This is a genomic window from Shigella sp. FC1544 (genome assembly GCF_001722145.1).
In the GTDB taxonomy this organism is placed as follows: Bacteria; Pseudomonadota; Gammaproteobacteria; order Enterobacterales; family Enterobacteriaceae; genus Escherichia; species Escherichia coli.
The window spans coordinates 1-26614 of record NZ_MECT01000366.1 but is presented as its reverse complement, the minus strand read 5'-3'; the positions used below and the strand labels follow the sequence as shown (position 1 = coordinate 26614).

The following is a 26614-nucleotide window of genomic DNA, read 5'->3' as shown; positions in this document are numbered from 1 at the left end:
TAGTGCGCTGGGTTATCGCTCGCCACGGGAATATCTGCGGCAGCGGGCTTGTAATGGGTTAAGTGATAACAGATGTCTGGAAATATAGGGGCAAATCCACTTAGTTAAAGCTATTCGTGCGGTGTTGCCTTGCAAGTGGTCCGTGGATTGCATATTGTCCCGTTAGTGGTTTCAAAATGAGCAGTAAAAATGTCCGGAAGACACCAAAAAGTTGTCGCAGGGAAGTATGCAGTGGCGGAGGTGTAAGGTGATAACGCGTGATTTCTTGATGAATGCCGATTGTAAAACGGCATTTGGTGCCATTGAAGAATCACTCTTATGGTCAGCAGAGCAACGAGCGGCTTCGCTGGCGGCGACGCTGGCTTGTCGACCTGATGAGGGACCGGTGTGGATCTTCGGTTATGGATCGTTGATGTGGAATCCGGCACTGGAGTTTACCGAGTCGTGCACCGGTACACTGGTTGGATGGCATCGCGCGTTTTGCCTGCGCCTGACCGCCGGGCGCGGGACTGCGCACCAGCCTGGACGGATGCTTGCACTGAAAGAGGGCGGACGCACTACAGGCGTCGCCTATCGACTGCCAGAAGAGACGCTGGAGCAGGAACTAACCCTGTTGTGGAAGCGCGAGATGATTACCGGCTGTTATCTGCCAACCTGGTGTCAGCTTGATCTTGATGATGGATGCACAGTAAACGCCATTGTGTTTATTATGGACCCGCGACATCCAGAATATGAATCTGACACTCGCGCTCAGGTCATCGCGCCGTTGATTGCGGCGGCGAGCGGTCCGCTGGGAACCAACGCACAATACCTGTTTTCACTGGAACAGGAGCTTATCAAACTGGGAATGCAGGACGACGGGCTGAATGATTTGCTGGTATCGGTAAAAAAACTGCTGGCGGAGAATTATCCGGATGGTGTGTTACGGCCGGGATTCGCCTGAGTAAACTTCCCGCATAGTGGGGCGTCAGACGCCCCCTCAAACATTAAAATGTGAGCACTTTATCGGCTGACAGCGTCCATTGCGCCAGTTCCACAAGAGTACCGATTTCCACCCCATCAATCAGAGGAAGTGTACTAATCCCGCGCCCGTCGGTACAGGTTTTGCACAATTTCACCGGTACATTCTGAGCGGTAAGGATCTCCAGCATTTGCTGAATGTTGTAGCCTTCCCCTGGTTTTTGCCCGCGCAACCCGGCTGTGACCGCATCAGACATGAGGAACAGACGCAGATCCAGATTGCTCTCCTGCTCTCGTAACGCAATGGCCAGCCGCAAGCTGTTAAACAAGGATTCGCTCCCGTAAGGTGCGCTATTGGCAACGATCACGATTTTTTGCATTATTTACTCCTGTATTCAGGGAATTAGACACTCATCTTCTATCTTACTGCTTCTGCAGCGTCTGACCAATCGGTCACATTTTTAAGGATTTTCCTGAAAGCGCGAGAAAATACGACAAAAGTTGCCAGTAATCGTTATTCTTTAAGGCTATGATTTTCATTATTACCGGAAGTTACCGACGTTTTGAGCCGTTTCGTTCCTCGCATTATCCCGTTTTATTTACTCTTGCTTGTAGCAGGCGGTACAGCTAACGCACAATCTACCTTCGAGCAAAAAGCGGCAAATCCCTTTGATAATAACAATGATGGTCTGCCGGATTTAGGCATGGCTCCCGAAAATCATGATGGGGAAAAACACTTTGCTGAAATTGTGAAAGATTTCGGCGAAACCAGTATGAATGATAACGGGCTGGATACTGGCGAGCAGGCAAAAGCTTTCGCATTGGGAAAAGTCCGCGACGCGCTTAGTCAACAGGTTAATCAGCACGTAGAGTCCTGGCTATCACCGTGGGGAAATGCCAGTGTTGACGTCAAAGTGGATAACGAAGGACATTTCACCGGCAGTCGTGGAAGCTGGTTTGTGCCGTTACAAGATAATGATCGTTATCTCACCTGGAGCCAGCTTGGTCTTACTCAGCAGGATAATGGGTTGGTGAGCAATGTGGGCGTTGGGCAACGCTGGGCGCGCGGCAACTGGCTGGTGGGTTATAACACTTTTTATGACAACTTGCTGGACGAAAATCTTCAGCGAGCGGGCTTTGGTGCCGAAGCGTGGGGCGAATATTTGCGATTATCGGCAAACTTTTATCAGCCGTTTGCTGCATGGCATGAACAGACAGCCACGCAGGAACAACGGATGGCGCGCGGGTACGACCTGACAGCTCGGATGCGCATGCCGTTCTATCAACACCTCAATACCAGTGTCAGCCTAGAACAGTATTTTGGTGATCGTGTTGATTTGTTTAACTCTGGTACGGGTTATCACAATCCCGTCGCGTTGAGTCTGGGATTAAATTACACCCCTGTGCCATTAGTCACTGTGACGGCCCAGCATAAACAGGGTGAAAGTGGCGAGAATCAAAATAACCTCGGGCGGAATCTTAATTACCGCTTTGGTGTACCGCTCAAAAAACAACTTTCTGCGGGCGAGGTTGCCGAAAGTCAGTCGTTACGTGGTAGTCGCTATGACAATCCGCAGCGAAATAATCTACCGACTCTTGAGTACCGACAGCGAAAAACGTTAACGGTGTTTCTGGCGACACCGCCGTGGGATCTAAAATCTGGCGAAACAGTGCCGCTGAAATTACAAATCCGCAGTCGTTACGGTATTCGGCAACTGATTTGGCAGGGCGATACGCAGATATTAAGTTTGACGCCGGGCGCACAAGCCAACAGCGCGGAGGGCTGGACGCTGATCATGCCTGACTGGCAGAACGGGGAAGGGGCAAGCAATCACTGGCGATTGTCGGTGGTGGCGGAAGATAACCAGGGGCAGCGTGTCTCCTCCAATGAGATCACGCTAACGCTTGTCGAACCGTTCGATGCATTGTCAAACGACGAACTGCGCTGGGAACCGTAATCAGAAAATGCGCTCCTGATGCACCCATACCGCTGCTTCCACGCGAGACTTGAGCTTCATTTTCTTCAGCATGTGCTTGACGTGCACTTTTACTGTGCTTTCGGTGATATCCAGGCGGCGGGCAATCATCTTGTTCGGCAAACCCTGGGCAATCAGCTTGAGAATATCGCGCTCGCGTGGGGTTAACTGGTTAACATCGCGCTCAGTAGTGGCACGGTTAGCGCGCAAGCTGGCGGCCAGAACAGGCGTTAATGCTTCGCTTAATACCATTTCGCCAGCAGCTGCCTGATGCAATGCTTTCAGCAGATCTTCCGGTTCCATATCTTTTAACAGATAACCATCCGCGCCGCGTTTCAGTGCGGTGACCACATCTTCTTCATGGTTAGAGACGCTGAATACCACAATGCGCCCTGAGAGGGACTTTTCGCGCAGTTTATCCAGCGTTTCCAGACCGTTCATGCCGGGCATATTGAGATCTAACAGGATCAGATCGGGATCAAGAGACTCCGCCAGTTCAATACCCTGTTCGCCATTACTCGCTTCGCCAACCACGGTGATATCTGGTGCCATACTGATAAGCTGTTTTACGCCAGTTCGCAGCATCGGGTGATCGTCGATCAGCAGGATAGTAGCCGGTTCCTGATTACTCATGGGTATCTCCTTGGACGTCTGTGAAAGTTTTTTCGGGAATAAAGGTGACCACCACTTCGGTGCCACCTGATTCACGACGGCGGACGCGGCAATCGCCTCGTAAACTTTGCGCACGGTCGCGCATTATTATCATGCCGTAGTGATTGCTGCGGATGGCATTTTCAGGCACGCCGCAGCCGTTATCTTGGACGGTCAGTTTGACCTGATTATCGTTTTGCGCCACCGTCACCACGACCTCACTCGCTTGCGAATGTTTGAGGGCGTTACTTAATGCCTCACGGGCAATTTGCAACAAGTGGATTGCCTGATGTGAAGGCACCAGACGAGGCGGCAATTGATAATCCAGCTTCACCGGGAAGCCAAATTTGGCGCTGTACTCTTCGCAACTCGCCTCCAGCGCCGGACGTAATCCAGGCTCGGTGAGCTGCAAGCGGAATGTGGTGAGCAATTCACGCAACTGCGCCCAGGATGCATTCAGTTCGTTACGGATCTGACTTAACAGTTCGCGGCTGCTTGCTGGCAGCGCATCGCCCTGCATCTGTAAACAACTCACCTGCATCTTCATGCAAGAGAGAGATTGGGCAATAGAATCATGCAGTTCGCGCGCAATGGTGGCACGCTCTTCCATCACGATCAACTGTTGCTGACGTTCCTGATGGCGATCCAGCGCCAGCGTGGCGGTGAGTTGTTCAACCAGGGTATCCACCAGTTGTTGTTGATCATGGCTAAGATGACGCCCCTGCGGCAGGGTCGCCAGCAAAATACCGTACTGCGTATGAGAGTCAGCCAGCCGCCACTTCAGGGTTGTGCCGCGATCACCAACGGGTAATACGCCGCGCGGGCAGAGCTGGCAGCCTTTATCATCACAAGTCATATCTGGCTGGCAGGTAAACTCCTGATGATTCTCTTCATCATCAGTGTCATACACCCGCAGTTCGATATCACGTAGCAGGGTTAAATTCTGTAAGCCGTTGAGTACAGGTGACAGGCGTTCACACAGCGGGGCGCGGGAATGCAAACGGCGGTTAGCCTGCCATAAAAAAGAGAGGATCTGATTTTTATGCTCCAGCCCGGCGGTTTTCTCCTGAACCCGCTGCTCAAGTACGGCATAACTTTCGGCCAGTTCTGCAGACATATTGTTCAATGCAGTTCCAAGCATCGCCATTTCGTTGCGCCCGCTGATGTTCGCGCGTTGGGTAAAATCGCGATGACTGACGGCACTCGCCATTGCCAGCAGTTGCCGCCACGGTTGTAGCAGTCGCGCCCGCAACCAGATAATAGTGAACACCAGTAAAAGTGCCATAAATACCGCCATTACCCGATGGACCAGTACCACTGTCTCAATGCGCATTTCCGTGGTGCGGTCAAAACCAGATACCAGCTGATCAAGCCCGGCAACAAACTGGCTGACATCCGCTGACACCGTTTCGCGGTTTTGTGCACGCATCAGTGCAGGGATCAGTTCATTACGCCAGTAATCTTGTAAACCCTGTAATTGCGCCAGTTGTTCGTCTCGTTCTGCTGCTCGAGTTAACTCGGCGCTAAATGCCGTTTGTTCCATCTCTTTAATTAAGGGCTTGTCTTTCTCACTTAATGGCACTGCCGCCAACAGACGGTAACTTTGCATGCGCAGCGATCCCGCTTTGTTGATCGCATGGGCGCTGCCCTGAACGCCTTGCACCAGCCAGCCAGAAACCGCCATCCCTGCCAGTCCAATAGCAGTAGAAAGCAACACAATAAGCGCAACCTGATTAACCAGGGTGAGCGGAGAGAGACAACGTTTAAGCATGTAAACCTCTTCCTTCAGGCTTTAAATGAGCAATAACCTTAATGAATGTGACGATACATTCTGGAATGGCAGTATTCTCGGCTATTGGCTGAAGTATACCCATACCCGGAAAGAGTTACTCCTTATTTGCCGTGTGGTTAGTCGCTTTACATCGGTAAGGGTAGGGATTTTACAGCACCGTGAAAAATCTCATAATTTTTATGAAATCACTGTACTCACTATGGGTAATGATAAATATCAATGATAGATAAAGTTATCTTATCGTTTGATTTACATCAAATTGCCTTTAGCTACAGACACTAAGGTGGCAGACATCGAAACGAGTATCAGAGGTGTCTATGAGTCACTCATCCGCCCCCGAAAGGGCTACTGGAGCTGTCATTACAGATTGGCGACCGGAAGATCCTGCGTTCTGGCAACAACGCGGTCAACGTATTGCCAGCCGTAACCTGTGGATTTCCGTTCCCTGTCTGCTGCTGGCGTTTTGCGTATGGATGTTGTTCAGCGCTGTTGCGGTGAACTTACCGAAAGTCGGTTTTAATTTTACGACCGATCAGCTATTTATGTTGACTGCGCTGCCTTCGGTTTCTGGCGCGTTATTACGTGTTCCATACTCCTTTATGGTTCCTATCTTCGGTGGTCGTCGCTGGACGGCGTTCAGCACCGGTATTCTGATTATTCCTTGCGTCTGGCTGGGTTTTGCCGTGCAGGATACCTCCACGCCTTATAGCGTCTTCATCATCATCTCTCTGCTATGCGGCTTTGCTGGCGCGAACTTCGCATCCAGTATGGCAAACATCAGCTTCTTCTTTCCGAAACAGAAGCAGGGTGGCGCGCTGGGTCTGAATGGTGGTCTGGGAAACATGGGCGTCAGCGTCATGCAGTTGGTTGCTCCGCTGGTGGTATCACTGTCGATTTTCGCAGTATTTGGTAGCCAGGGCGTCAAACAGCCGGATGGGACTGAGCTGTATCTGGCGAATGCGTCCTGGATATGGGTGCCGTTCCTTGCCATCTTCACCATTGCGGCGTGGTTTGGCATGAACGATCTTGCTACCTCGAAAGCCTCCATCAAGGAGCAGTTGCCGGTACTCAAACGGGGTCATCTGTGGATTATGAGCCTGCTGTATCTGGCAACCTTCGGCTCCTTCATCGGCTTCTCCGCGGGCTTTGCAATGCTGTCAAAAACGCAGTTCCCGGATGTTCAGATTCTGCAATACGCTTTCTTCGGGCCGTTTATTGGTGCGCTGGCGCGTTCTGCAGGTGGTGCATTATCTGACCGTCTGGGCGGAACTCGTGTCACGCTGGTGAACTTTATTCTGATGGCGATTTTCAGCGGCCTGCTGTTCCTGACCTTACCGACTGACGGGCAGGGCGGAAGCTTCATGGCGTTCTTCGCGGTCTTCCTGGCGCTGTTCCTGACAGCTGGGCTGGGTAGTGGTTCCACTTTCCAGATGATTTCAGTGATCTTCCGTAAACTGACAATGGATCGCGTGAAAGCAGAAGGGGGGTCTGACGAACGTGCGATGCGTGAAGCGGCAACCGACACGGCGGCGGCGCTGGGTTTCATCTCTGCGATTGGCGCGATTGGTGGCTTCTTTATCCCGAAAGCGTTTGGTAGCTCGCTGGCATTAACGGGTTCGCCAGTCGGCGCAATGAAGGTATTTTTGATTTTCTATATCGCCTGCGTAGTGATTACCTGGGCGGTATATGGTCGGCATTCTAAAAAATAAACCGTTACTCGTCATACTTCGGGTTACATGTGCTGCGGCTGCGTTCATTCACCCCAGTCACTTACTTTAGTAAGCTCCTGGGATTCATTCACTTGCCGCCTTCCTGTAAACCGAATTATATAGAGTAAAATATTTGATTATCCTTTGCGCGGCATGATGTCGCGCTTTTTTTAAGCGCTATTTAGTTACAACATACTAATGTTATATGGTTTATTTCGCCGGATTTCATTAAGAGCCATTAATATGTTACCCATGGGGAATACTCCTTAATACCCATCTGCATAAAAATCTTAATAGTTTAAATAACTACAGGTATAAAACGTCTTAATTTACAGTCTGTTATGTGGTGGCTGTTAATTATCCTAAAGGGGTATCTTAGGAATTTACTTTATTTTTTATCCCCATCACTCTTGATCGTTATCAATTCCCACGCTGTTTCAGAGCGTTACCTTGCCCTTAAACATTAGCAATGTCGATTTATCAGAGGGCCGACAGGCTCCCACAGGAGAAAACCGATGAGTAAATTCCTGGACCGGTTTCGCTACTTCAAACAGAAGGATGAAACCTTTGCCGATGGGCATGGCCAGCTTCTCAATACCAACCGTGACTGGGAGGATGGATATCGCCAGCGTTGGCAGCATGACAAAATCGTCCGCTCTACCCACGGGGTAAACTGCACCGGCTCCTGCAGCTGGAAAATCTACGTCAAAAACGGTCTGGTCACCTGGGAAACCCAGCAGACTGACTATCCGCGTACCCGTCCGGATCTGCCAAACCATGAACCTCGCGGCTGCCCGCGCGGTGCCAGCTACTCCTGGTATCTTTACAGTGCCAACCGCCTGAAATACCCGATGATGCGCAAACGCCTGATGAAAATGTGGCGTGAAGCGAAGGCGCTGCATAGCGATCCGGTTGAGGCATGGGCTTCTATCATTGAAGACGCCGATAAAGCGAAAAGCTTTAAGCAGGCGCGTGGACGCGGTGGATTTGTTCGTTCTTCCTGGCAGGAGGTGAACGAACTGATCGCCGCATCTAACGTTTACACCATCAAAAACTACGGCCCGGACCGTGTTGCTGGTTTCTCGCCAATTCCGGCAATGTCGATGGTTTCTTACGCATCGGGTGCACGCTATCTCTCGCTGATTGGCGGTACTTGCTTAAGCTTCTACGACTGGTACTGCGACCTGCCTCCTGCGTCTCCGCAAACCTGGGGCGAGCAAACTGACGTACCGGAATCTGCTGACTGGTATAACTCCAGCTACATCATCGCCTGGGGTTCAAACGTGCCGCAGACGCGTACCCCGGATGCTCACTTCTTTACTGAAGTGCGTTACAAAGGCACCAAAACTGTTGCCGTCACACCAGACTACGCTGAAATCGCCAAACTGTGCGATCTGTGGCTGGCACCGAAACAGGGCACCGATGCGGCAATGGCGCTGGCGATGGGCCACGTAATGCTGCGTGAATTCCACCTCGACAACCCAAGCCAGTATTTCACCGACTATGTGCGTCGCTACACCGACATGCCGATGCTGGTGATGCTGGAAGAACGCGACGGTTACTACGCTGCAGGTCGTATGCTGCGCGCTGCTGATCTGGTTGATGCGCTGGGCCAGGAAAACAATCCGGAATGGAAAACTGTCGCCTTTAATACCAATGGCGAAATGGTTGCGCCGAACGGTTCTATTGGCTTCCGCTGGGGCGAGAAGGGCAAATGGAATCTTGAGCAGCGCGACGGCAAAACTGGCGAAGAAACCGAGCTGCAACTGAGCCTGCTGGGTAGCCAAGATGAGATCGCTGAGGTAGGCTTCCCGTACTTTGGTGGCGACGGCACGGAACACTTCAACAAAGTGGAACTGGAAAACGTGCTGCTGCACAAACTGCCGGTGAAACGCCTGCAACTGGCTGATGGCAGCACCGCCCTGGTGACCACCGTTTATGATCTGACGCTGGCAAACTACGGTCTGGAACGTGGCCTGAACGACGTTAACTGTGCAACCAGCTATGACGATGTGAAAGCTTATACCCCGGCCTGGGCCGAGCAGATTACCGGCGTTTCTCGCAGCCAGATTATTCGCATCGCCCGTGAATTTGCCGATAACGCTGATAAAACGCACGGTCGTTCGATGATTATCGTTGGTGCGGGGCTGAACCACTGGTATCACCTCGATATGAACTATCGTGGTCTGATCAACATGCTGATTTTCTGCGGCTGTGTCGGTCAGAGCGGGGGCGGCTGGGCGCACTATGTAGGTCAGGAAAAACTGCGTCCGCAAACCGGCTGGCAGCCGCTGGCGTTTGCCCTTGACTGGCAGCGTCCGGCGCGTCACATGAACAGCACTTCTTATTTCTATAACCACTCCAGCCAGTGGCGTTATGAAACCGTCACGGCGGAAGAGTTGCTGTCACCGATGGCGGACAAATCCCGCTATACCGGACACTTGATCGACTTTAACGTCCGTGCGGAACGCATGGGCTGGCTGCCGTCTGCACCGCAGTTAGGCACTAACCCGCTGACTATCGCTGGCGAAGCGGAAAAAGCCGGGATGAATCCGGTGGACTATACGGTGAAATCCCTGAAAGAGGGTTCCATCCGTTTTGCGGCAGAACAACCAGAAAACGGTAAAAACCACCCGCGCAACCTGTTCATCTGGCGTTCTAACCTGCTCGGTTCTTCCGGTAAAGGTCATGAGTTTATGCTCAAGTACCTGCTGGGGACGGAGCACGGTATCCAGGGTAAAGATCTGGGGCAACAGGGCGGCGTGAAGCCGGAAGAAGTGGACTGGCAGGACAATGGTCTGGAAGGCAAGCTGGATCTGGTGGTTACGCTGGACTTCCGTCTGTCGAGCACCTGTCTCTATTCCGACATCATTTTGCCGACGGCGACCTGGTACGAAAAAGACGACATGAATACTTCGGATATGCATCCGTTTATTCACCCGCTGTCTGCGGCGGTCGATCCGGCCTGGGAAGCGAAAAGCGACTGGGAAATCTACAAAGCCATCGCGAAGAAATTCTCCGAAGTGTGCGTCGGCCATCTGGGTAAAGAAACCGACATCGTCACGCTGCCTATCCAGCATGACTCTGCCGCTGAACTGGCGCAGCCGCTGGATGTGAAAGACTGGAAAAAAGGCGAGTGCGACCTGATCCCAGGTAAAACCGCGCCACACATTATGGTCGTAGAGCGCGCTTATCCGGCGACTTACGAACGCTTTACCTCTATCGGCCCGCTGATGGAGAAAATCGGTAATGGCGGTAAAGGGATTGCCTGGAACACCCAGAGCGAGATGGATCTGCTGCGTAAGCTCAACTACACCAAAGCGGAAGGTCCGGCGAAAGGCCAGCCGATGCTGAACACCGCAATTGATGCGGCAGAGATGATCCTGACACTGGCACCGGAAACCAACGGTCAGGTAGCCGTGAAAGCCTGGGCTGCCCTGAGCGAATTTACCGGTCGTGACCATACGCATCTGGCGCTGAATAAAGAAGACGAGAAGATCCGCTTCCGCGATATTCAGGCACAGCCGCGCAAAATTATCTCCAGCCCGACTTGGTCTGGTCTGGAAGATGAACACGTTTCTTACAACGCCGGTTACACCAACGTTCACGAGCTGATCCCATGGCGTACGCTCTCTGGTCGTCAGCAACTGTATCAGGATCACCAGTGGATGCGTGATTTCGGTGAAAGCCTGCTGGTTTATCGTCCGCCGATCGACACCCGTTCGGTGAAAGAAGTGATAGGCCAGAAATCCAACGGCAACCCGGAAAAAGCGCTCAACTTCCTGACGCCGCACCAGAAGTGGGGGATCCACTCCACCTACAGCGACAACCAGTTGATGCTGACCTTAGGTCGCGGTGGCCCGGTGGTCTGGCTGAGCGAAGCCGATGCCAAAGAGCTGGGCATTGCCGATAACGACTGGATTGAAGTTTACAACAGCAACGGTGCGCTGACTGCCCGTGCGGTTGTCAGCCAGCGTGTTCCGGCAGGGATGACCATGATGTACCACGCGCAGGAACGTATCGTTAACCTGCCGGGTTCGGAAATTACTGGCCAGCGTGGGGGGATCCACAACTCGGTCACCCGTATCACGCCGAAACCGACGCATATGATTGGTGGCTATGCCCATCTGGCATACGGCTTTAACTACTACGGCACCGTAGGTTCTAACCGCGATGAGTTTGTTGTAGTGCGTAAGATGAAGAACATTGACTGGTTAGATGGCGAAGGCAATGACTAGGTACAGGAGAGCGTAAAATGAAAATTCGTTCACAAGTCGGCATGGTGCTGAATCTCGATAAGTGCATCGGCTGCCACACCTGTTCAGTTACCTGTAAAAACGTCTGGACCAGCCGTGAAGGCGTGGAGTACGCGTGGTTCAACAACGTGGAAACCAAGCCGGGTCAGGGCTTCCCGACTGACTGGGAAAACCAGGAAAAATACAAAGGCGGCTGGATCCGTAAAATCAACGGCAAACTGCAGCCGCGCATGGGTAACCGTGCCATGTTGCTGGGTAAAATCTTCGCTAACCCGCATCTGCCGGGGATCGACGATTATTACGAGCCGTTCGATTTTGACTATCAGAACCTGCATACCGCGCCGGAAGGCAGCAAATCGCAGCCGATTGCCCGTCCCCGTTCGCTGATTACCGGGGAACGGATGGCGAAAATCGAAAAAGGGCCGAACTGGGAAGATGACCTGGGTGGTGAGTTTGACAAACTGGCGAAAGACAAGAACTTCGACAACATCCAGAAGGCGATGTATAGCCAGTTCGAAAACACCTTTATGATGTATTTGCCGCGCCTGTGCGAACACTGCCTGAACCCGGCATGTGTGGCGACCTGCCCGAGCGGTGCGATTTACAAGCGTGAAGAAGATGGCATCGTCCTGATCGACCAGGATAAATGCCGTGGCTGGCGTATGTGCATCACCGGATGCCCGTACAAAAAAATCTACTTCAACTGGAAGAGCGGTAAGTCTGAGAAGTGCATCTTCTGCTATCCGCGTATTGAAGCGGGTCAGCCGACCGTGTGCTCAGAAACCTGTGTCGGTCGTATCCGTTATCTTGGCGTGCTGCTGTACGATGCCGACGCGATTGAACGTGCAGCCAGCACCGAGAACGAGAAAGATCTTTACCAGCGTCAGCTGGAGGTGTTCCTCGATCCGAACGATCCGAAAGTCATCGAGCAGGCGATTAAAGACGGTATTCCGCTGAGCGTTATTGAAGCCGCACAGCAGTCGCCGGTTTATAAAATGGCAATGGAATGGAAACTGGCGCTGCCGCTGCATCCAGAATATCGCACACTGCCGATGGTCTGGTACGTGCCGCCTCTGTCTCCGATTCAGTCTGCAGCAGACGCGGGTGAGCTGGGTAGCAACGGCATTCTGCCAGACGTCGAAAGCTTGCGTATTCCGGTACAGTATCTGGCGAATCTGCTGACCGCCGGTGATACCAAACCGGTACTGCGCGCACTGAAACGTATGCTGGCGATGCGTCATTACAAACGTGCTGAAACCGTTGACGGTAAAGTTGATACCCGTGCGCTGGAAGAGGTCGGTCTGACCGAAGCCCAGGCACAGGAGATGTACCGTTATCTGGCGATTGCTAACTACGAAGATCGCTTTGTGGTGCCGAGTAGTCATCGTGAACTGGCACGGGAAGCCTTCCCGGAGAAAAATGGCTGCGGCTTTACCTTTGGTGATGGCTGCCACGGCTCAGATACCAAATTCAATCTGTTCAACAGCCGTCGTATCGATGCCATCGATGTGACCAGCAAAACGGAGCCGCATCCATGATCGAACTCGTGATTGTATCGCGTCTCCTTGAATATCCGGATGCTGCCTTATGGCAGCATCAACAAGAGATGTTTGAGGCGATTGCTGCGTCGAAAAATCTGTCGAAAGAAGATGCCCATGCGCTGGGCATTTTCCTGCGCGATTTAACGGCGATGGATCCGCTCGATGCCCAGGCCCAGTACAGCGAACTGTTCGACCGTGGCCGCGCCACGTCACTGTTGCTATTTGAACATGTTCACGGTGAATCCCGTGACCGCGGCCAGGCGATGGTGGACCTGCTGGCGCAGTACGAGCAGCACGGCTTGCAGTTAAACAGCCGCGAATTACCGGACCATCTGCCGCTGTATCTGGAGTACCTGTCGCAGCTGCCGCAAAGCGAAGCCGTGGAAGGTTTGAAAGATATCGCGCCGATTCTGGCATTGCTGAGCGCGCGTCTGCAACAGCGTGAAAGCCGTTATGCCGTGATGTTTGATCTGCTGCTGAAATTGGCCAATACCGCTATCGACAGCGACAAAGTGGCGGAAAAAATTGCCGACGAAGCGCGCGATGATACGCCGCAGGCGCTGGATGCTGTCTGGGAAGAAGAGCAGGTTAAATTCTTTGCTGACAAAGGCTGCGGTGATTCAGCAATCACTGCTCATCAGAGTCGCTTTGCCGGTGCCGTCGCGCCGCAATATCTGAATATCACCACCGGAGGACAGCACTAATGCAATTCCTGAATATGTTCTTCTTTGATATCTACCCGTACATAGCCGGGGCGGTCTTCCTGATTGGTAGCTGGCTGCGTTATGACTACGGGCAGTACACCTGGCGCGCGGCGCCAGCCAGATGCTGGATCGCAAAGGGATGAACCTGGCGTCGAACCTGTTCCATATCGGTATTCTGGGGATTTTTGTTGGTCACTTCTTCGGTATGCTGACGCCGCACTGGATGTATGAAGCCTGGCTGCCGATTGAAGTGAAACAGAAAATGGCGATGTTTGCTGGTGGTGCCAGCGGCGTGCTGTGTCTGATTGGCGGCGTGCTGTTGCTGAAGCGTCGTCTGTTCAGCCCACGCGTGCGTGCAACCACTACCGGAGCGGATATCCTGATCCTGTCGCTGCTCGTTATCCAGTGCGCGCTGGGCCTGTTGACCATTCCGTTCTCCGCTCAGCATATGGACGGTAGCGAGATGATGAAACTGGTTGGCTGGGCGCAGTCGGTGGTGACCTTCCACGGTGGCGCTTCTCAACACCTCGATGGTGTGGCGTTTATCTTCCGTCTGCACCTGGTGCTGGGGATGACGTTATTCCTGCTGTTCCCGTTCTCGCGTCTGGTACACATCTGGAGCGTACCGGTGGAGTATCTGACACGTAAGTACCAGCTGGTGCGCGCTCGTCACTAAACGAATTTTAGTTCACATAGACCCTGCTTCGGCGGGGTTTTTTTATGGGCACGGTGCGGGGTGAGTTGTCGGATGCGCTTCGCTTATCCGACCTACAGGGGAGGATATTGTAGGCCCGGTAAACGTGGTGCCATCGGGCAAAATTAGCTCGGAGTAACAGGTTTTGATTATTCAAGGAAGCGATGGTGGTGGGGGAAGGATTACTCAGCGCTGCGCGCTTCGCCCTTCGGGTCTGCCTGCGGCAACGCTCTCTCGCTGGCGCTCAAGTCGAACCTTGGTCAGCTTCTCATCCTTCCCCGCTTGGGCAGAATATTTAATTGCGGATTCGTTTGAGAGTTTACGGACTTTTGAAAAGTGATGGTGGTGGGGGAAGGATTCGAACCTTCGAAGTCGATGACGGCAGATTTACAGTCTGCTCCCTTTGGCCGCTCGGGAACCCCACCACGGGGTAATGCTTTTTACTGGCCTGCTCCCTTATCGGGAAGCGGGGCGCATCATATCAAATGACGCGCCGCTGTAAAGTGTTACGTTGAGAAAAATGAACTGGTTGCGTAATTTTCATCCGTAACGGATTAAAGGTAACCAGTTATTTTTGCTGGCGATTAAAGAATAATCGTCCGATTACCGTAAACAAAGACGCGCTGTGCCAGTACTTTGTATAGCGCACGACTTAAGACGTTTTTCTCGACGTCACGACCTGCGCGCATCATATCTTCAGCTGTGTAGGTATGATCGACATGAATAACGTCCTGCATGATGATTGGGCCTTCGTCCAGATTGTCATTCACATAGTGAGCGGTTGCGCCAATAATCTTCACACCACGTTCATAGGCCTGGTGATAAGGACGTGCGCCGATAAACGCAGGCAGGAATGAATGGTGAATATTGATGATTTTATTCGGGAAGCGTGCCACAAATTCCGGCGTTAATACCCGCATATACTTCGCCAGCACCACATAGTCAGGTTTATAAGCATCAATGGCGTCTGCCATCTTTTGATCGTGCTCGTTGCGGCTTAACCCTTCATGGTTTACCAGCTCAAACGGAATATCAAAACGCTCAACCAGAGAACGTAAAGTATCGTGGTTACCAATAACTGCCGCGATTTCGACATCCAGGCCGCCGTAATTGGCTTTCATCAACAAATCGCCAAGGCAATGCGCTTCTTTAGTGACCAGAATCACTATCCGGCGACGACCGGCAGGATTCAGCTCACGCACGGAGCCTTCTGGCAATGCGCTATCGAGATCCGCCAGCAGGGCGGAATCATTAAAAATCCCTTCCAGTTCCGTGCGCATAAAAAAGCGCCCGGTACGGTGATCAACAAATTCATTGTTCTGTACGATATTTAACTCGTGCTTGTAGCAAATATTGGTAATACGTGCGATCAGACCTTTTTGGTCCGGACAAATAGTACGCAGAACTTTACGTTGGAGTGAATGCATTGCTGGAAAAACCTTGTTGAGAGTGTTTGCTAAACCGTACCGTCAACCATTATTGGCCGCAGCACTTTTTAAATTTTTTACCTGAACCACAAGGGCAGGGATCGTTGCGACCAAACTGCGGACGTGTACCGTCAATATAGTACCATTGACCGTTTTCTTTCAAAAATCGCGAACGTTCAATTATTGCACCTGTTTTGCCACCTTCGGTAAATCGAGCAACAAAACTGATAAATCCGATATTGTCGGCGTCCTGCCAACAATGTTCAAATACGGTCAATCCCAACCATTCAGTATGCGCAAATCCGGCCATCAATTCGGCACGTAACGCCGCTGCTCCACAAGAGGGATGCCAGGTCTTTATTAAATAATCTGCGTCTTGCATCACAAAAGCGCAGTAACGCGAACGCATGAGATGTTCTGGATCAGGTGCAACCTTTTCACCAGACACATAAGGGTGGCAACATAGGCTATACTCGACAGCACTACCACAGGGACAAAGCTGAGACACAAATAATCTCCCTGGAAACAATAACGGCGTATTAACCGCCTGAGTAGCACTATGTTAACCGAGCAGTAGCGATGTGGCTACGATTGCATTCCAGGGGAATCTTGCGGGAATAATGAGAAAGATAAAAATAGGGCTGGCGCTGGGATCTGGCGCGGCGAGAGGTTGGTCGCATATTGGCGTTATTAATGCGCTAAAAAAAGTGGGTATTGAAATTGATATCGTTGCAGGATGTTCAATTGGTTCGCTGGTGGGCGCTGCCTATGCATGCGATCGATTATCTGCGCTGGAAGATTGGGTGACCTCTTTCAGTTATTGGGATGTTTTACGCCTGATGGATCTCTCCTGGCAGCGCGGTGGGTTACTGCGCGGCGAGCGTGTCTTCAATCAATACCGCGAAATAATGCCGGAAACAGAGATCGAAAATTGTTCCCGTCGCTTTGCGGCTGTTGCCACCAATTTAAGTACGGGACGTGAATTATGGTTTACTGAAGGCGATCTCCATCTTGCTATTCGCGCATCATGCAGTATTCCAGGACTCATGGCACCTGTTGCACATAACGGCTACTGGCTGGTTGATGGAGCAGTAGTTAACCCAATTCCTATTTCCCTCACGCGTGCATTGGGGGCTGATATTGTGATAGCGGTCGACCTGCAGCACGATGCTCATTTGATGCAACAAGATTTGCTCTCCTTTAATGTCAGTGAAGAAAATAGCGAGAATGGTGAATCTTTGCCGTGGCATGCGCGTCTGAAAGAAAGGTTAGGCAGTATAACAACACGTCGGGCGGTGACAGCGCCAACGGCAACAGAGATTATGACCACTTCTATCCAGGTGCTGGAGAACCGCCTTAAAAGGAACCGCATGGCAGGTGATCCGCCCGATATTCTGATTCAACCTGTTTGCCCGCAAATATCTACGCTTGATTTCCATCGCGCGCACGCTGCCATTGCGGCCGGACAGCTGGCAGTGGAAAGGAAAATGGACGAACTTTTGCCGTTGGTACGCACCAACATTTGACCAGAATTTTTATCTACACTTAAGTTAATTCTGACAGGCGCAGGTGGCAATAGCATGCCACTATTGAGTAAAGCCAGTCAGGGGAGAGAACATGACGCAGCCATTGGTCGGAAAACAGATTCTCATTGTTGAAGATGAGCAGGTATTTCGCTCGCTTCTGGATTCATGGTTTTCCTCATTGGGAGCGACAACGGTACTGGCGGCTGATGGGGTGGATGCCCTTGAGTTGCTGGGAGGTTTCACTCCAGACCTGATGATATGTGATATCGCGATGCCACGAATGAACGGGCTTAAACTGCTGGAGCATATACGTAACAGAGGCGACCAGACCCCAGTTCTGGTGATATCTGCCACTGAAAATATGGCAGATATTGCCAAAGCGTTACGTCTGGGCGTTGAAGATGTTTTGCTGAAACCAGTTAAAGATCTGAATCGCTTGCGCGAGATGGTTTTTGCCTGTCTCTATCCCAGCATGTTTAATTCGCGCGTTGAGGAAGAGGAAAGGCTTTTTCGCGATTGGGATGCAACGGTTGATAACCCTGCCGCAGCGGCGAAATTATTACAGGAACTACAACCGCCGGTTCAGCAGGTGATTTCCCATTGCCGGGTTAATTATCGTCAATTGGTTGCCGCGGACAAACCCGGCCTGGTGCTTGATATTGCCGCACTTTCGGAAAACGATCTGGCATTTTATTGCCTTGATGTCACCCGAGCTGGACATAATGGCGTACTTGCTGCCTTGTTATTACGCGCATTGTTTAACGGATTATTACAGGAACAGCTTGCACACCAAAATCAACGGTTGCCAGAGCTGGGCGCGTTATTGAAGCAGGTAAACCATTTACTCCGTCAGGCCAATCTGCCGGGGCAGTTTCCGCTATTAGTTGGCTATTATCATCGCGAACTGAAAAATCTCATTCTGGTTTCTGCGGGTCTGAATGCGACGTTAAATACCGGCGAACACCAGGTGCAAATCAGTAATGGTGTTCCGTTAGGCACTTTAGGTAACGCTTATTTGAATCAATTGAGCCAGCGATGCGATGCCTGGCAATGCCAAATATGGGGAACCGGTGGTCGACTGCGCTTGATGTTGTCTGCAGAATGAGCAAACGATAACGCGGACTAAATTTGCATTACCTGCTAATGTCGGCTGGTGGTACTATCGTCGCCATTCGTATAAGTAATTGTCTTAATTATGCTAACTCGCCTCCTTTTCAGAACTTAGCCCCTTCGGGGTGCTGATATACTGGGATGCGATACAGAAATATGAACACGTTCAAAACACGAACAGTCCAGGAGAATTTAAATGGCTGCCATTAATACGAAAGTCAAAAAAGCCGTTATCCCCGTTGCGGGATTAGGAACCAGGATGTTGCCGGCGACGAAAGCCATCCCGAAAGAGATGCTGCCACTTGTCGATAAGCCATTAATTCAATACGTCGTGAATGAATGTATTGCGGCTGGCATTACTGAAATTGTGCTGGTTACGCACTCATCTAAAAACTCGATTGAAAACCACTTTGATACCAGTTTTGAACTGGAAGCAATGCTGGAAAAACGTGTAAAACGTCAACTGCTTGATGAAGTGCAGTCTATTTGTCCGCCGCACGTGACTATTATGCAAGTTCGTCAGGGGCTGGCGAAAGGCCTGGGACACGCGGTGTTGTGTGCTCACCCGGTAGTGGGTGATGAACCGGTAGCTGTTATTTTGCCTGATGTTATTCTGGATGAATATGAATCCGATTTGTCACAGGATAACCTGGCAGAGATGATCCGCCGCTTTGATGAAACGGGTCATAGCCAGATCATGGTTGAACAGGTTGCTGATGTGACCGCATATGGCGTTGTGGATTGCAAAGGCGTTGAATTAGCGCCGGGTGAAAGTGTACCGATGGTTGGTGTGGTAGAAAAACCGAAAGCGGATGTTGCGCCGTCTAATCTCGCTATTGTGGGTCGTTACGTACTTAGCGCGGATATTTGGCCGTTGCTGGCAAAAACCCCTCCGGGAGCTGGTGATGAAATTCAGCTCACCGACGCAATTGATATGCTGATCGAAAAAGAAACGGTGGAAGCCTATCATATGAAAGGGAAGAGCCATGACTGCGGTAATAAATTAGGTTACATGCAGGCCTTCGTTGAATACGGTATTCGTCATAACACCCTTGGCACGGAATTTAAAGCCTGGCTTGAAGAAGAGATGGGCATTAAGAAGTAACATCCATATCGGTGTTATCCACGAAACGGCGTTGAACAATCGACGCCGTTTTTTTATAGCTTATTCTTATTAAATTGTCTTAAACCGGACAATAAAAAATCCCGCCGATGGCGGGATTTTAAGCAATTGCAATCTACAAAAGATTATTGCTTGATCAGGAAATCGTCGAGGGATTTACCTTGCTCATCCATTGCTTTTTTGATTACAGCTGGAGTACGGCCCTGGCCAGTCCAGGTTTTAGTTTCGCCGTTTTCGTCAACATAGCTATATTTTGCCGGACGCTGAGCACGTTTAGCTTTGGTGCCGGATTTAACGGCAGCAAGGCTATTCAGCAGTTCGTTCGGGTCAATACCGTCAGCGATCAGCATTTCGCGATATTGCTGCAGTTTACGAGTGCGCTCTTCAACTTCAGCAGCAGCCGCGCTTTCTTCTTCGCGACGTTCGTTAACAACAACTTCTAATTTTTCCAGCATTTCTTCCAGCGTTTCAAGTGTACATTCTCTTGCCTGCGCACGAAGAGTACGGATGTTGTTCAGAATTTTAAGTGCTTCGCTCATTGTAGTAATCTCAAACTTATATTGGGGTGGTTTGTTGAGGTAATAATAGAGCCTTAAATTCAGTTGTGCAATAGCCAGGAATGTAAGGAATTCAAAATTGTTCTTTATTTTGTGCCGCCAATAAATATCTTTTCATAAAATTAGCCAGAAAAGACGCGGCATATAGCCCTATTTACACCGATGATTTCGCAGCACGTGAGGTTAAAACTTCCTGATTCATGTCACATTTTATGGGGAGATTATCGTAGGCTGACGACCTTTCAGTCTTCTGTATTAGTTGTGTTTACGAGAATTCCCTATTAAGCGAATGATGAAAAGTAGAACAGTCGCAATAAGAGCATGGACTTAGTATTGCACTATCTCCTGGAGGTCAACAGAGGGCTATTACTTGCGCAACAGGTTAAAGGTTGTGAATAGTTACCAGCAGTCATTTACCCGCTTATAACAAGCGAGGCAGTTGTAATGATAGCTCAGAAGGATTATGCAAGGCTTCGTAAGGGAGAACGCATATACCCACTTCTGTGCATACTGTTGAGCTGAAAAACTGAATAAACTCCAGCCAACTTTATTTCATATCATTGAGGGCCTGTGGCTGATGGTACAGCTATATTTCTACTATTCCGCAATGAATGCGGGTAAGTCTACAGCATTGTTGCAATCTTCATACAATTACCAAGAACGCGGCATGCGCACTGTCGTATATACGGCAGAAATTGATGATCGCTTTGGTGCCGGGAAAGTCAGTTCGCGTATAGGTTTGTCATCGCCTGCAAAATTATTTAACCAAAATTCATCATTATTTGATGAGATTCGTGCGGAACATGAACAGCAGGCAATTCATTGCGTACTGGTTGATGAATGCCAGTTTTTAACCAGACAACAAGTATATGAATTATCGGAGGTTGTCGATCAACTCGATATACCCGTACTTTGTTATGGTTTACGTACCGATTTTCGAGGTGAATTATTTATTGGCAGCCAATACTTACTGGCATGGTCCGACAAACTGGTTGAATTAAAAACCATCTGTTTTTGTGGCCGTAAAGCAAGCATGGTGCTGCGTCTTGATCAAGCAGGCAGACCTTATAACGAAGGTGAGCAGGTGGTAATTGGTGGTAATGAACGATACGTTTCTGTATGCCGTAAACACTATAAAGAGGCGTTACAAGTCGGCTCATTAACGGCTATTCAGGAAAGGCATCGCCACGATTAATAAGAATTTCTTTACTGACAGGGTGAGCAGGGCACTTTTATCCTGTCAGTTCGTTTTACGCACTTCTTCCGGGCTATATACCCTTCTCGGCAGTTTTTTAACGCCGCTATACGCCTCACAGGGCTCTTAAGCACCGACGTTGACTTGTGACCTGTAAAGTACAATATCCCTGTGTTTAGGCGTTATACATCGTCGCAAATATGATGAAGGCTAATGCTGTCGGTTTATGGAAAAGTTGCTTTGGGTAAACAAAAAATACGGCCCCAGAAGGGCAATGCCGTTCACTTAAGAGGAGCGGCACTATGTTTCACAGGATAACGGGTTTTTGATATCTTAACCGACCTCGGCCTTGATGGTCGGGGGCGTTTTGTTATGAACACCACTTCCAGAGCACCCCGAAGATGCTCCAGTCGTTTCGGGATGGTCCCTGGTGACGCCGTGTTTCCCAGCTCTATCATTTCTGATGCGATATTCTTCCACGCAGGCAGTAGCCAGTGGCGGTTACAACCCTTCTGGTTCAGCGTTAGCAGCAGGTCTTCGCTGTAAAAAATCTTATCAAACAACGTAATAGAGTTATCCGGGATGGTGGCGAGCATGGAGTGGGCCAGCACAGTTTCGCTCTGCCGGTAAGGTGCGGTCACGGCATTCAGCAGAATGTGACTTCCCAGGTTCATTAAGGCCACCAGACGCATAACCGGGTAGGCGTTCTGCCGCTTAGTGGATGTGTTGGCAGACCCATAATATTCACGCAGCTCGGGTTTATCAGGTGTCCTGAACTGTGCGCCATCAATGGCAAAAAGTTGCAGGCCGTGCCAGTCATCCTTCAGGTAACGTTCCGCGCCCCTGTCTGTGCGGTCTGGCGGAAGAGCCATTCCACTGGGGCGGCCCCCACGCGCTGACGCGCTTGGGTGACAGCGCTGCGGGCCAGCAGGTTCATCCCCGCTTCGCCATCCGCGCTCAGGTTCAGACGGCGAACAACATCGGTAATTGGCTCATTGCACCACCATCCAGATAACCATGTCCCCCGGTAAACGACGGCGGCGAACGGTCGCATGAGCAGAAAGCGTCAGGCAGTGTTGTATCCACTCGGTGGGAAGGTGTTCTGCAAATAGTTGTGCAGAGGGCGGAGGCATAAGCGGATGGTCACTGAAATCGAGCAGATCATTGAGAAGTGGCATAAGAAAACGGCTCCCTGTTGTGGAAGCCGTTATAGTGCCTCAGTTTAAGGATCGGTCAACTAATCCTTAACTGATCGGCATTGCCCAGAAGGGGCCGTTTATGTTGCCAGACAGCGCTACTGATTAAGCGGATTTTTTCGCTTTTTTCTCAGCTTTAGCCGGAGCAGCTTCTTTCTTCGCTGCAGTTTCACCTTCTACATAATCACGACCGTAGTAGGTATCCAGCAGAATCTGTTTCAGCTCGGAGAGCAGCGGGTAACGCGGGTTAGCGCCGGTGCACTGGTCATCGAATGCATCTTCAGACAGTTTATCCACGTTCGCCAGGAAGTCTGCTTCCTGAACGCCAGCTTCACGGATAGATTTCGGAATACCCAGTTCAGCTTTCAGCGTTTCCAGCCATGCCAGCAGTTTCTCGATCTTAGCAGCAGTACGGTCGCCCGGTGCGCTCAGACCCAGGTGGTCAGCAATTTCAGCATAACGACGGCGAGCCTGCGGACGGTCATACTGGCTGAATGCAGTCTGCTTGGTCGGGTTGTCGTTCGCGTTGTAGCGAATAACGTTACAAATCAGCAGGGCGTTTGCCAGACCGTGCGGAATATGGAACTGGGAACCCAGTTTGTGCGCCATTGAGTGACATACACCCAGGAAGGCGTTCGCAAACGCGATACCCGCGATAGTCGCTGCACTGTGAACACGTTCACGCGCTACCGGATTTTTAGACCCTTCGTGGTAGGACGCTGGCAGATATTCTTTCAGCAGTTTCAGTGCCTGCAGAGCCTGACCATCAGAGAACTCAGATGCCAGTACAGAAACATAAGCTTCCATGGCGTGAGTTACTGCGTCCAGACCACCGAAAGCACACAGGGACTTCGGCATGTCCATAACCAGGTTGGCGTCGACAATCGCCATATCCGGAGTCAGCGCATAGTCTGCCAGCGGATATTTCTGACCAGTAGCGTCGTCAGTTACAACCGCAAACGGAGTGACTTCAGAACCTGTACCAGAAGTGGTGGTGACAGCGATCATTTTCGCTTTCACGCCCATTTTCGGGAACTTGTAGATACGTTTACGGATATCCATAAAGCGCAGCGCCAGCTCTTCGAAGTGAGTTTCCGGATGTTCGTACATAACCCACATGATCTTCGCGGCGTCCATCGGGGAACCACCACCCAGCGCGATAATCACGTCTGGTTTGAAGGAGTTTGCCAGTTCTGCACCTTTACGAACGATGCTCAGGGTCGGGTCCGCTTCTACTTCGAAGAAGACTTCAGTTTCAACGCCTGCTGCTTTCAGTACGGAAGTGATCTGATCAGTATAACCATTGTTGAACAGGAAGCGGTCAGTCACGATGAGCGCACGTTTGTGGCCATCAGTAATCACTTCATCCAGCGCGATTGGCAGGGAGCCACGGCGGAAGTAGATAGATTTCGGAAGTTTGTGCCACAACATGTTTTCAGCTCGCTTAGCAACGGTTTTCTTGTTGATCAGGTGTTTCGGACCAACGTTTTCAGAGATGGAGTTACCACCCCAAGAACCACAACCCAGAGTCAGGGAAGGTGCGAGTTTGAAGTTATACAGGTCACCGATACCACCCTGAGACGCTGGGGTGTTAATTAGGATACGAGCCGTTTTCATTTTCTGACCGAAGTAAGAAACGCGAGCCGGTTGGTTATCCTGGTCAGTGTACAGGCAAGAGGTATGACCGATACCGCCCATAGCAACCAGTTTCTCTGCTTTTTCTACCGCGTCTTCGAAATCTTTAGCGCGGTACATTGCCAGAGTCGGGGACAGTTTTTCATGTGCGAACGGTTCGCTTTCATCAACAACGGTCACTTCACCGATCAGAATCTTGGTGTTTTCTGGTACAGAGAAGCCTGCCAGTTCAGCAATTTTATAGGCTGGCTGACCAACGATAGCCGCGTTCAGCGCACCGTTTTTCAGGATAACATCCTGAACAGCTTTCAGCTCTTTACCCTGCAACAGATAGCCGCCGTGGGTTGCAAAACGTTCACGTACAGCGTCATAAACAGAGTCAACAACAACAACAGACTGTTCAGAAGCACAGATTACGCCGTTGTCGAAGGTTTTGGACATCAGTACAGATGCAACTGCACGTTTGATATCAGCAGTTTCATCGATAACAACTGGAGTGTTGCCCGCGCCTACACCGATAGCTGGTTTACCGGAGCTGTATGCGGCTTTAACCATGCCCGGACCACCAGTCGCGAGGATCAGGTTGATGTCTGGGTGGTGCATCAGTGCGTTAGACAGTTCAACAGAAGGTTGATCGATCCAGCCGATCAGATCTTTCGGAGCACCGGCAGCGATAGCAGCCTGCAGAACGATATCAGCCGCTTTGTTGGTGGCATCTTTTGCACGCGGGTGCGGGGAGAAGATAATGGCGTTACGGGTCTTCAGACTGATCAGCGATTTGAAGATAGCAGTTGAAGTCGGGTTAGTGGTCGGAACGATACCGCAAATAATACCGATTGGTTCAGCGATAGTGATGGTACCAAAAGTGTCGTCTTCAGACAGAACACCACAGGTTTTTTCATCTTTATAGGCGTTGTAGATATATTCAGAAGCAAAGTGGTTTTTGAGCACTTTATCTTCGACGATACCCATGCCGGATTCGGCAACGGCCATTTTCGCGAGTGGGATTCGAGCATCTGCAGCAGCCAGAGCGGCGGCGCGGAAGATTTTGTCTACTTGCTCTTGAGTGAAACTGGCATATTCACGCTGGGCTTTCTTTACACGCTCTACGAGTGCGTTAAGTTCAGCGACATTAGTAACAGCCATAATGCTCTCCTGATAATGTTAAACTTTTTTAGTAAATCATCTGCTCGAATACGAGAGTATAGTCAGTGCGGTGATGATTTGCTTAACCTATGAAAATCAAAAGCTTACTCGCGCTCACACTCACTGTGATTTACTAAAAGAGTTTAAACATTAGAGTTATTATCTCTAATGCGTCACTTCCAGGTGGCGTAAGCAAGATTACTCACTTCTGGGTACTGATTACGTGATCCAAATCAAATTTTTTGCAAAGCTGACACCTTTCAGCATCGCTTTTCGCCATTATAGCTAACAGTTAATAAATTGTAGTATGATTTGGTGGCTACATTAGCATGTTTTGCACAACTAGATAACAATAACGAATGATAGCAATTTTAAGTATTTAGGAGGTGAAAAATGCTGTCAAAAGGCGTATTGTCAGCGCGTCTTTTCAACCTTATTTATGGCTAACATTATCCGGCTTTTGCTTCGGAGCTAACCGTGATTCAGACCTTTTTTGATTTTCCCGTTTACTTCAAATTTTTCATCGGGTTATTTGCGCTGGTCAACCCGGTAGGGATTATTCCCGTCTTTATCAGCATGACCAGTTATCAGACAGCGGCAGCGCGAAACAAAACTAACCTTACAGCCAACCTGTCTGTGGCCATTATCTTGTGGATCTCGCTTTTTCTCGGCGACACGATTCTGCAACTTTTTGGTATATCAATTGATTCGTTCCGTATCGCCGGGGGCATCCTGGTGGTGACGATAGCGATGTCGATGATCAGCGGCAAGCTTGGCGAGGATAAACAGAACAAGCAAGAAAAATCAGAAACCGCGGTACGTGAAAGCATTGGTGTGGTGCCATTGGCGTTGCCGTTGATGGCGGGGCCAGGGGCGATCAGTTCTACCATCGTCTGGGGTACGCGTTATCACAGCATTAGCTATCTGTTTGGTTTCTTTGTGGCTATTGCATTGTTCGCTTTATGTTGCTGGGGATTGTTCCGCATGGCACCTTGGCTGGTACGGGTTTTACGCCAGACCGGCATCAACGTGATTACGCGTATTATGGGGCTATTGCTGATGGCATTGGGGATTGAATTTATCGTTACTGGTATTAAGGGGATTTTCCCCGGCCTGCTTAATTAATTCCTTTCAAATGAAACGGAGCTGCCATGCTCCGTTTACTTCGTCATTATTTTTACTTTGTTCCCGCGCAGGGTAATGCTGCCAACTTACTGATTTAGTGTATGATGGTGATTTTAAGGTGCTTGCGTGGCTTCCATTTCCATCAGATGTCCTTCCTGCTCCGCTACTGAAGGCGTGGTGCGTAACGGCAAAAGCACTGCCGGACATCAGCGCTATCTCTGCTCTCATTGCCGTAAAACATGGCAACTACAGTTCACTTACACCGCCTCTCAGCCCGGTACGCACCAGAAA

Annotated in this window: 20 protein-coding genes, 1 tRNA gene, 1 other RNA gene and 2 pseudogenes; 14 read left to right on the top strand and 10 right to left on the bottom strand. The window is 50.4% G+C overall.

Annotated elements, in window-relative coordinates:
- The first annotated feature begins 247 nt into the window (after positions 1-247).
- Positions 248-943 carry a glutathione-specific gamma-glutamylcyclotransferase gene (gene chaC, locus BGK49_RS16475; protein WP_001297117.1) on the top strand — a complete coding sequence of 232 codons (696 nt, stop codon included), beginning with the start codon at positions 248-250 and terminating at the stop codon, positions 941-943.
- 43 nt (positions 944-986) lie between these two features.
- Here the strand turns inward: chaC and ychN are convergent, their stop codons facing one another.
- On the bottom strand, positions 987-1340 hold the full coding sequence (ychN, locus tag BGK49_RS16470) for a DsrE/F sulfur relay family protein YchN (RefSeq protein WP_001169674.1): 354 nt from the start codon (positions 1338-1340) through the stop codon (positions 987-989).
- Between the two features lie 183 nt (positions 1341-1523).
- On the opposite strand from ychN, the gene ychO reads away from it, so the two are divergent.
- Positions 1524-2918, top strand: a complete 1395-nt coding sequence (gene ychO, locus BGK49_RS16465) for an inverse autotransporter invasin YchO (RefSeq protein ID WP_000086218.1) — start codon at positions 1524-1526, stop codon at positions 2916-2918.
- On the opposite strand, the gene narL is transcribed toward ychO, so the two are convergent.
- Positions 2919-3569, bottom strand: a complete 651-nt coding sequence (narL, locus tag BGK49_RS16460) for a two-component system response regulator NarL (protein WP_000070491.1) — start codon at positions 3567-3569, stop codon at positions 2919-2921.
- Complete coding sequence (narX, locus tag BGK49_RS16455; RefSeq protein ID WP_000918033.1) at positions 3562-5358, bottom strand: nitrate/nitrite two-component system sensor histidine kinase NarX; 1797 nt, start codon at positions 5356-5358, stop codon at positions 3562-3564. Before narX ends, narL begins: the two co-directional genes overlap by 8 nt.
- Before the next feature lie 338 nt (positions 5359-5696).
- Between narX and narK the strand changes: the two genes are divergently transcribed.
- From narK to narI, 5 genes and pseudogenes are all read left to right on the top strand, one after another.
- On the top strand, positions 5697-7088 hold the full coding sequence (gene narK, locus BGK49_RS16445) for a nitrate transporter NarK (RefSeq protein ID WP_000019827.1): 1392 nt from the start codon (positions 5697-5699) through the stop codon (positions 7086-7088).
- A 515-nt stretch (positions 7089-7603) separates the two neighbouring features.
- Complete coding sequence (locus tag BGK49_RS16440) at positions 7604-11326, top strand: nitrate reductase subunit alpha (protein ID WP_000032860.1); 3723 nt, start codon at positions 7604-7606, stop codon at positions 11324-11326.
- Between the two features lie 17 nt (positions 11327-11343).
- Complete coding sequence (gene narH / locus BGK49_RS16435) at positions 11344-12882, top strand: nitrate reductase subunit beta (protein WP_000702660.1); 1539 nt, start codon at positions 11344-11346, stop codon at positions 12880-12882.
- Positions 12879-13589, top strand: a complete 711-nt coding sequence (gene narJ, locus BGK49_RS16430) for a nitrate reductase molybdenum cofactor assembly chaperone (protein WP_069375781.1) — start codon at positions 12879-12881, stop codon at positions 13587-13589. The genes narH and narJ overlap by 4 nt, the downstream gene beginning before the upstream one ends.
- A pseudogene (gene narI, locus BGK49_RS16425) lies at positions 13589-14265 on the top strand (respiratory nitrate reductase subunit gamma). The gene narJ and the pseudogene narI overlap by 1 nt, the downstream one beginning before the upstream one ends.
- Before the next feature lie 183 nt (positions 14266-14448).
- On the opposite strand, the gene BGK49_RS16420 reads toward narI, so the two are convergent.
- The 4 genes from BGK49_RS16420 to BGK49_RS16405 form a co-directional block, all read right to left on the bottom strand.
- Positions 14449-14576, bottom strand: a non-coding RNA gene (locus BGK49_RS16420) — RtT sRNA.
- A 47-nt stretch (positions 14577-14623) separates the two neighbouring features.
- Positions 14624-14708 (bottom strand) — tRNA-Tyr (locus BGK49_RS16415).
- A gap of 159 nt (positions 14709-14867) precedes the next feature.
- Positions 14868-15710 carry a formyltetrahydrofolate deformylase gene (purU, locus tag BGK49_RS16410; protein WP_000555840.1) on the bottom strand — a complete coding sequence of 281 codons (843 nt, stop codon included), beginning with the start codon at positions 15708-15710 and terminating at the stop codon, positions 14868-14870.
- Between the two features lie 49 nt (positions 15711-15759).
- The gene (locus BGK49_RS16405) at positions 15760-16218 is read right to left on the bottom strand and encodes a YchJ family protein (protein WP_024259599.1); all 459 of its coding nucleotides are present in this window, start codon (positions 16216-16218) and stop codon (positions 15760-15762) included.
- 112 nt (positions 16219-16330) lie between these two features.
- Between BGK49_RS16405 and rssA the strand changes: the two genes are divergently transcribed.
- The 3 genes from rssA (at position 16331) to galU (ending at position 19451) form a co-directional block, all read left to right on the top strand.
- A complete protein-coding gene (gene rssA, locus BGK49_RS16400) occupies positions 16331-17236 on the top strand; it encodes a patatin-like phospholipase RssA (protein WP_005024994.1) in 906 nt (301 codons plus the stop codon).
- 91 nt (positions 17237-17327) lie between these two features.
- Entirely contained in the window at positions 17328-18341 is a 1014-nt protein-coding gene (gene rssB / locus BGK49_RS16395; RefSeq protein WP_000193454.1) for a two-component system response regulator RssB, read from the top strand.
- A 201-nt stretch (positions 18342-18542) separates the two neighbouring features.
- Positions 18543-19451: a UTP--glucose-1-phosphate uridylyltransferase GalU gene (galU, locus tag BGK49_RS16390; protein ID WP_000718998.1), complete on the top strand. Its 909-nt coding sequence runs from the start codon at positions 18543-18545 to the stop codon at positions 19449-19451.
- A 143-nt stretch (positions 19452-19594) separates the two neighbouring features.
- On the opposite strand, the gene hns is transcribed toward galU, so the two are convergent.
- The gene (gene hns / locus BGK49_RS16385) at positions 19595-20008 is read right to left on the bottom strand and encodes a histone-like nucleoid-structuring protein H-NS (RefSeq protein ID WP_001287378.1); all 414 of its coding nucleotides are present in this window, start codon (positions 20006-20008) and stop codon (positions 19595-19597) included.
- A gap of 595 nt (positions 20009-20603) precedes the next feature.
- On the opposite strand from hns, the gene tdk reads away from it, so the two are divergent.
- On the top strand, positions 20604-21221 hold the full coding sequence (tdk, locus tag BGK49_RS16380) for a thymidine kinase (protein ID WP_000250447.1): 618 nt from the start codon (positions 20604-20606) through the stop codon (positions 21219-21221).
- Between the two features lie 281 nt (positions 21222-21502).
- Here the strand turns inward: tdk and BGK49_RS16375 are convergent.
- A pseudogene (locus BGK49_RS16375) lies at positions 21503-22399 on the bottom strand (IS4 family transposase).
- Between the two features lie 123 nt (positions 22400-22522).
- Positions 22523-25198, bottom strand: a complete 2676-nt coding sequence (gene adhE / locus BGK49_RS16365) for a bifunctional acetaldehyde-CoA/alcohol dehydrogenase (protein ID WP_000301691.1) — start codon at positions 25196-25198, stop codon at positions 22523-22525.
- A gap of 393 nt (positions 25199-25591) precedes the next feature.
- Here adhE and ychE (BGK49_RS31160) point away from each other — a divergent pair, with 393 nt between their 5' ends.
- From ychE (BGK49_RS31160) to BGK49_RS27660, 3 genes are all read left to right on the top strand, one after another.
- Positions 25592-25645, top strand: a complete 54-nt coding sequence (gene ychE, locus BGK49_RS31160; protein WP_211180492.1) for a protein YchT — start codon at positions 25592-25594, stop codon at positions 25643-25645.
- A gap of 30 nt (positions 25646-25675) precedes the next feature.
- Positions 25676-26323 (top strand): NAAT family transporter YchE, encoded by a 648-nt coding sequence (ychE, locus tag BGK49_RS16360; protein WP_000616554.1) that lies wholly within the window; start codon positions 25676-25678, stop codon positions 26321-26323.
- Positions 26324-26449: 126 nt separating this feature from the next.
- Positions 26450-26614, top strand: a 165-nt coding sequence (locus BGK49_RS27660; protein WP_047664789.1) for an IS1 family transposase, incomplete at its 3' end; no start/stop codon positions are given.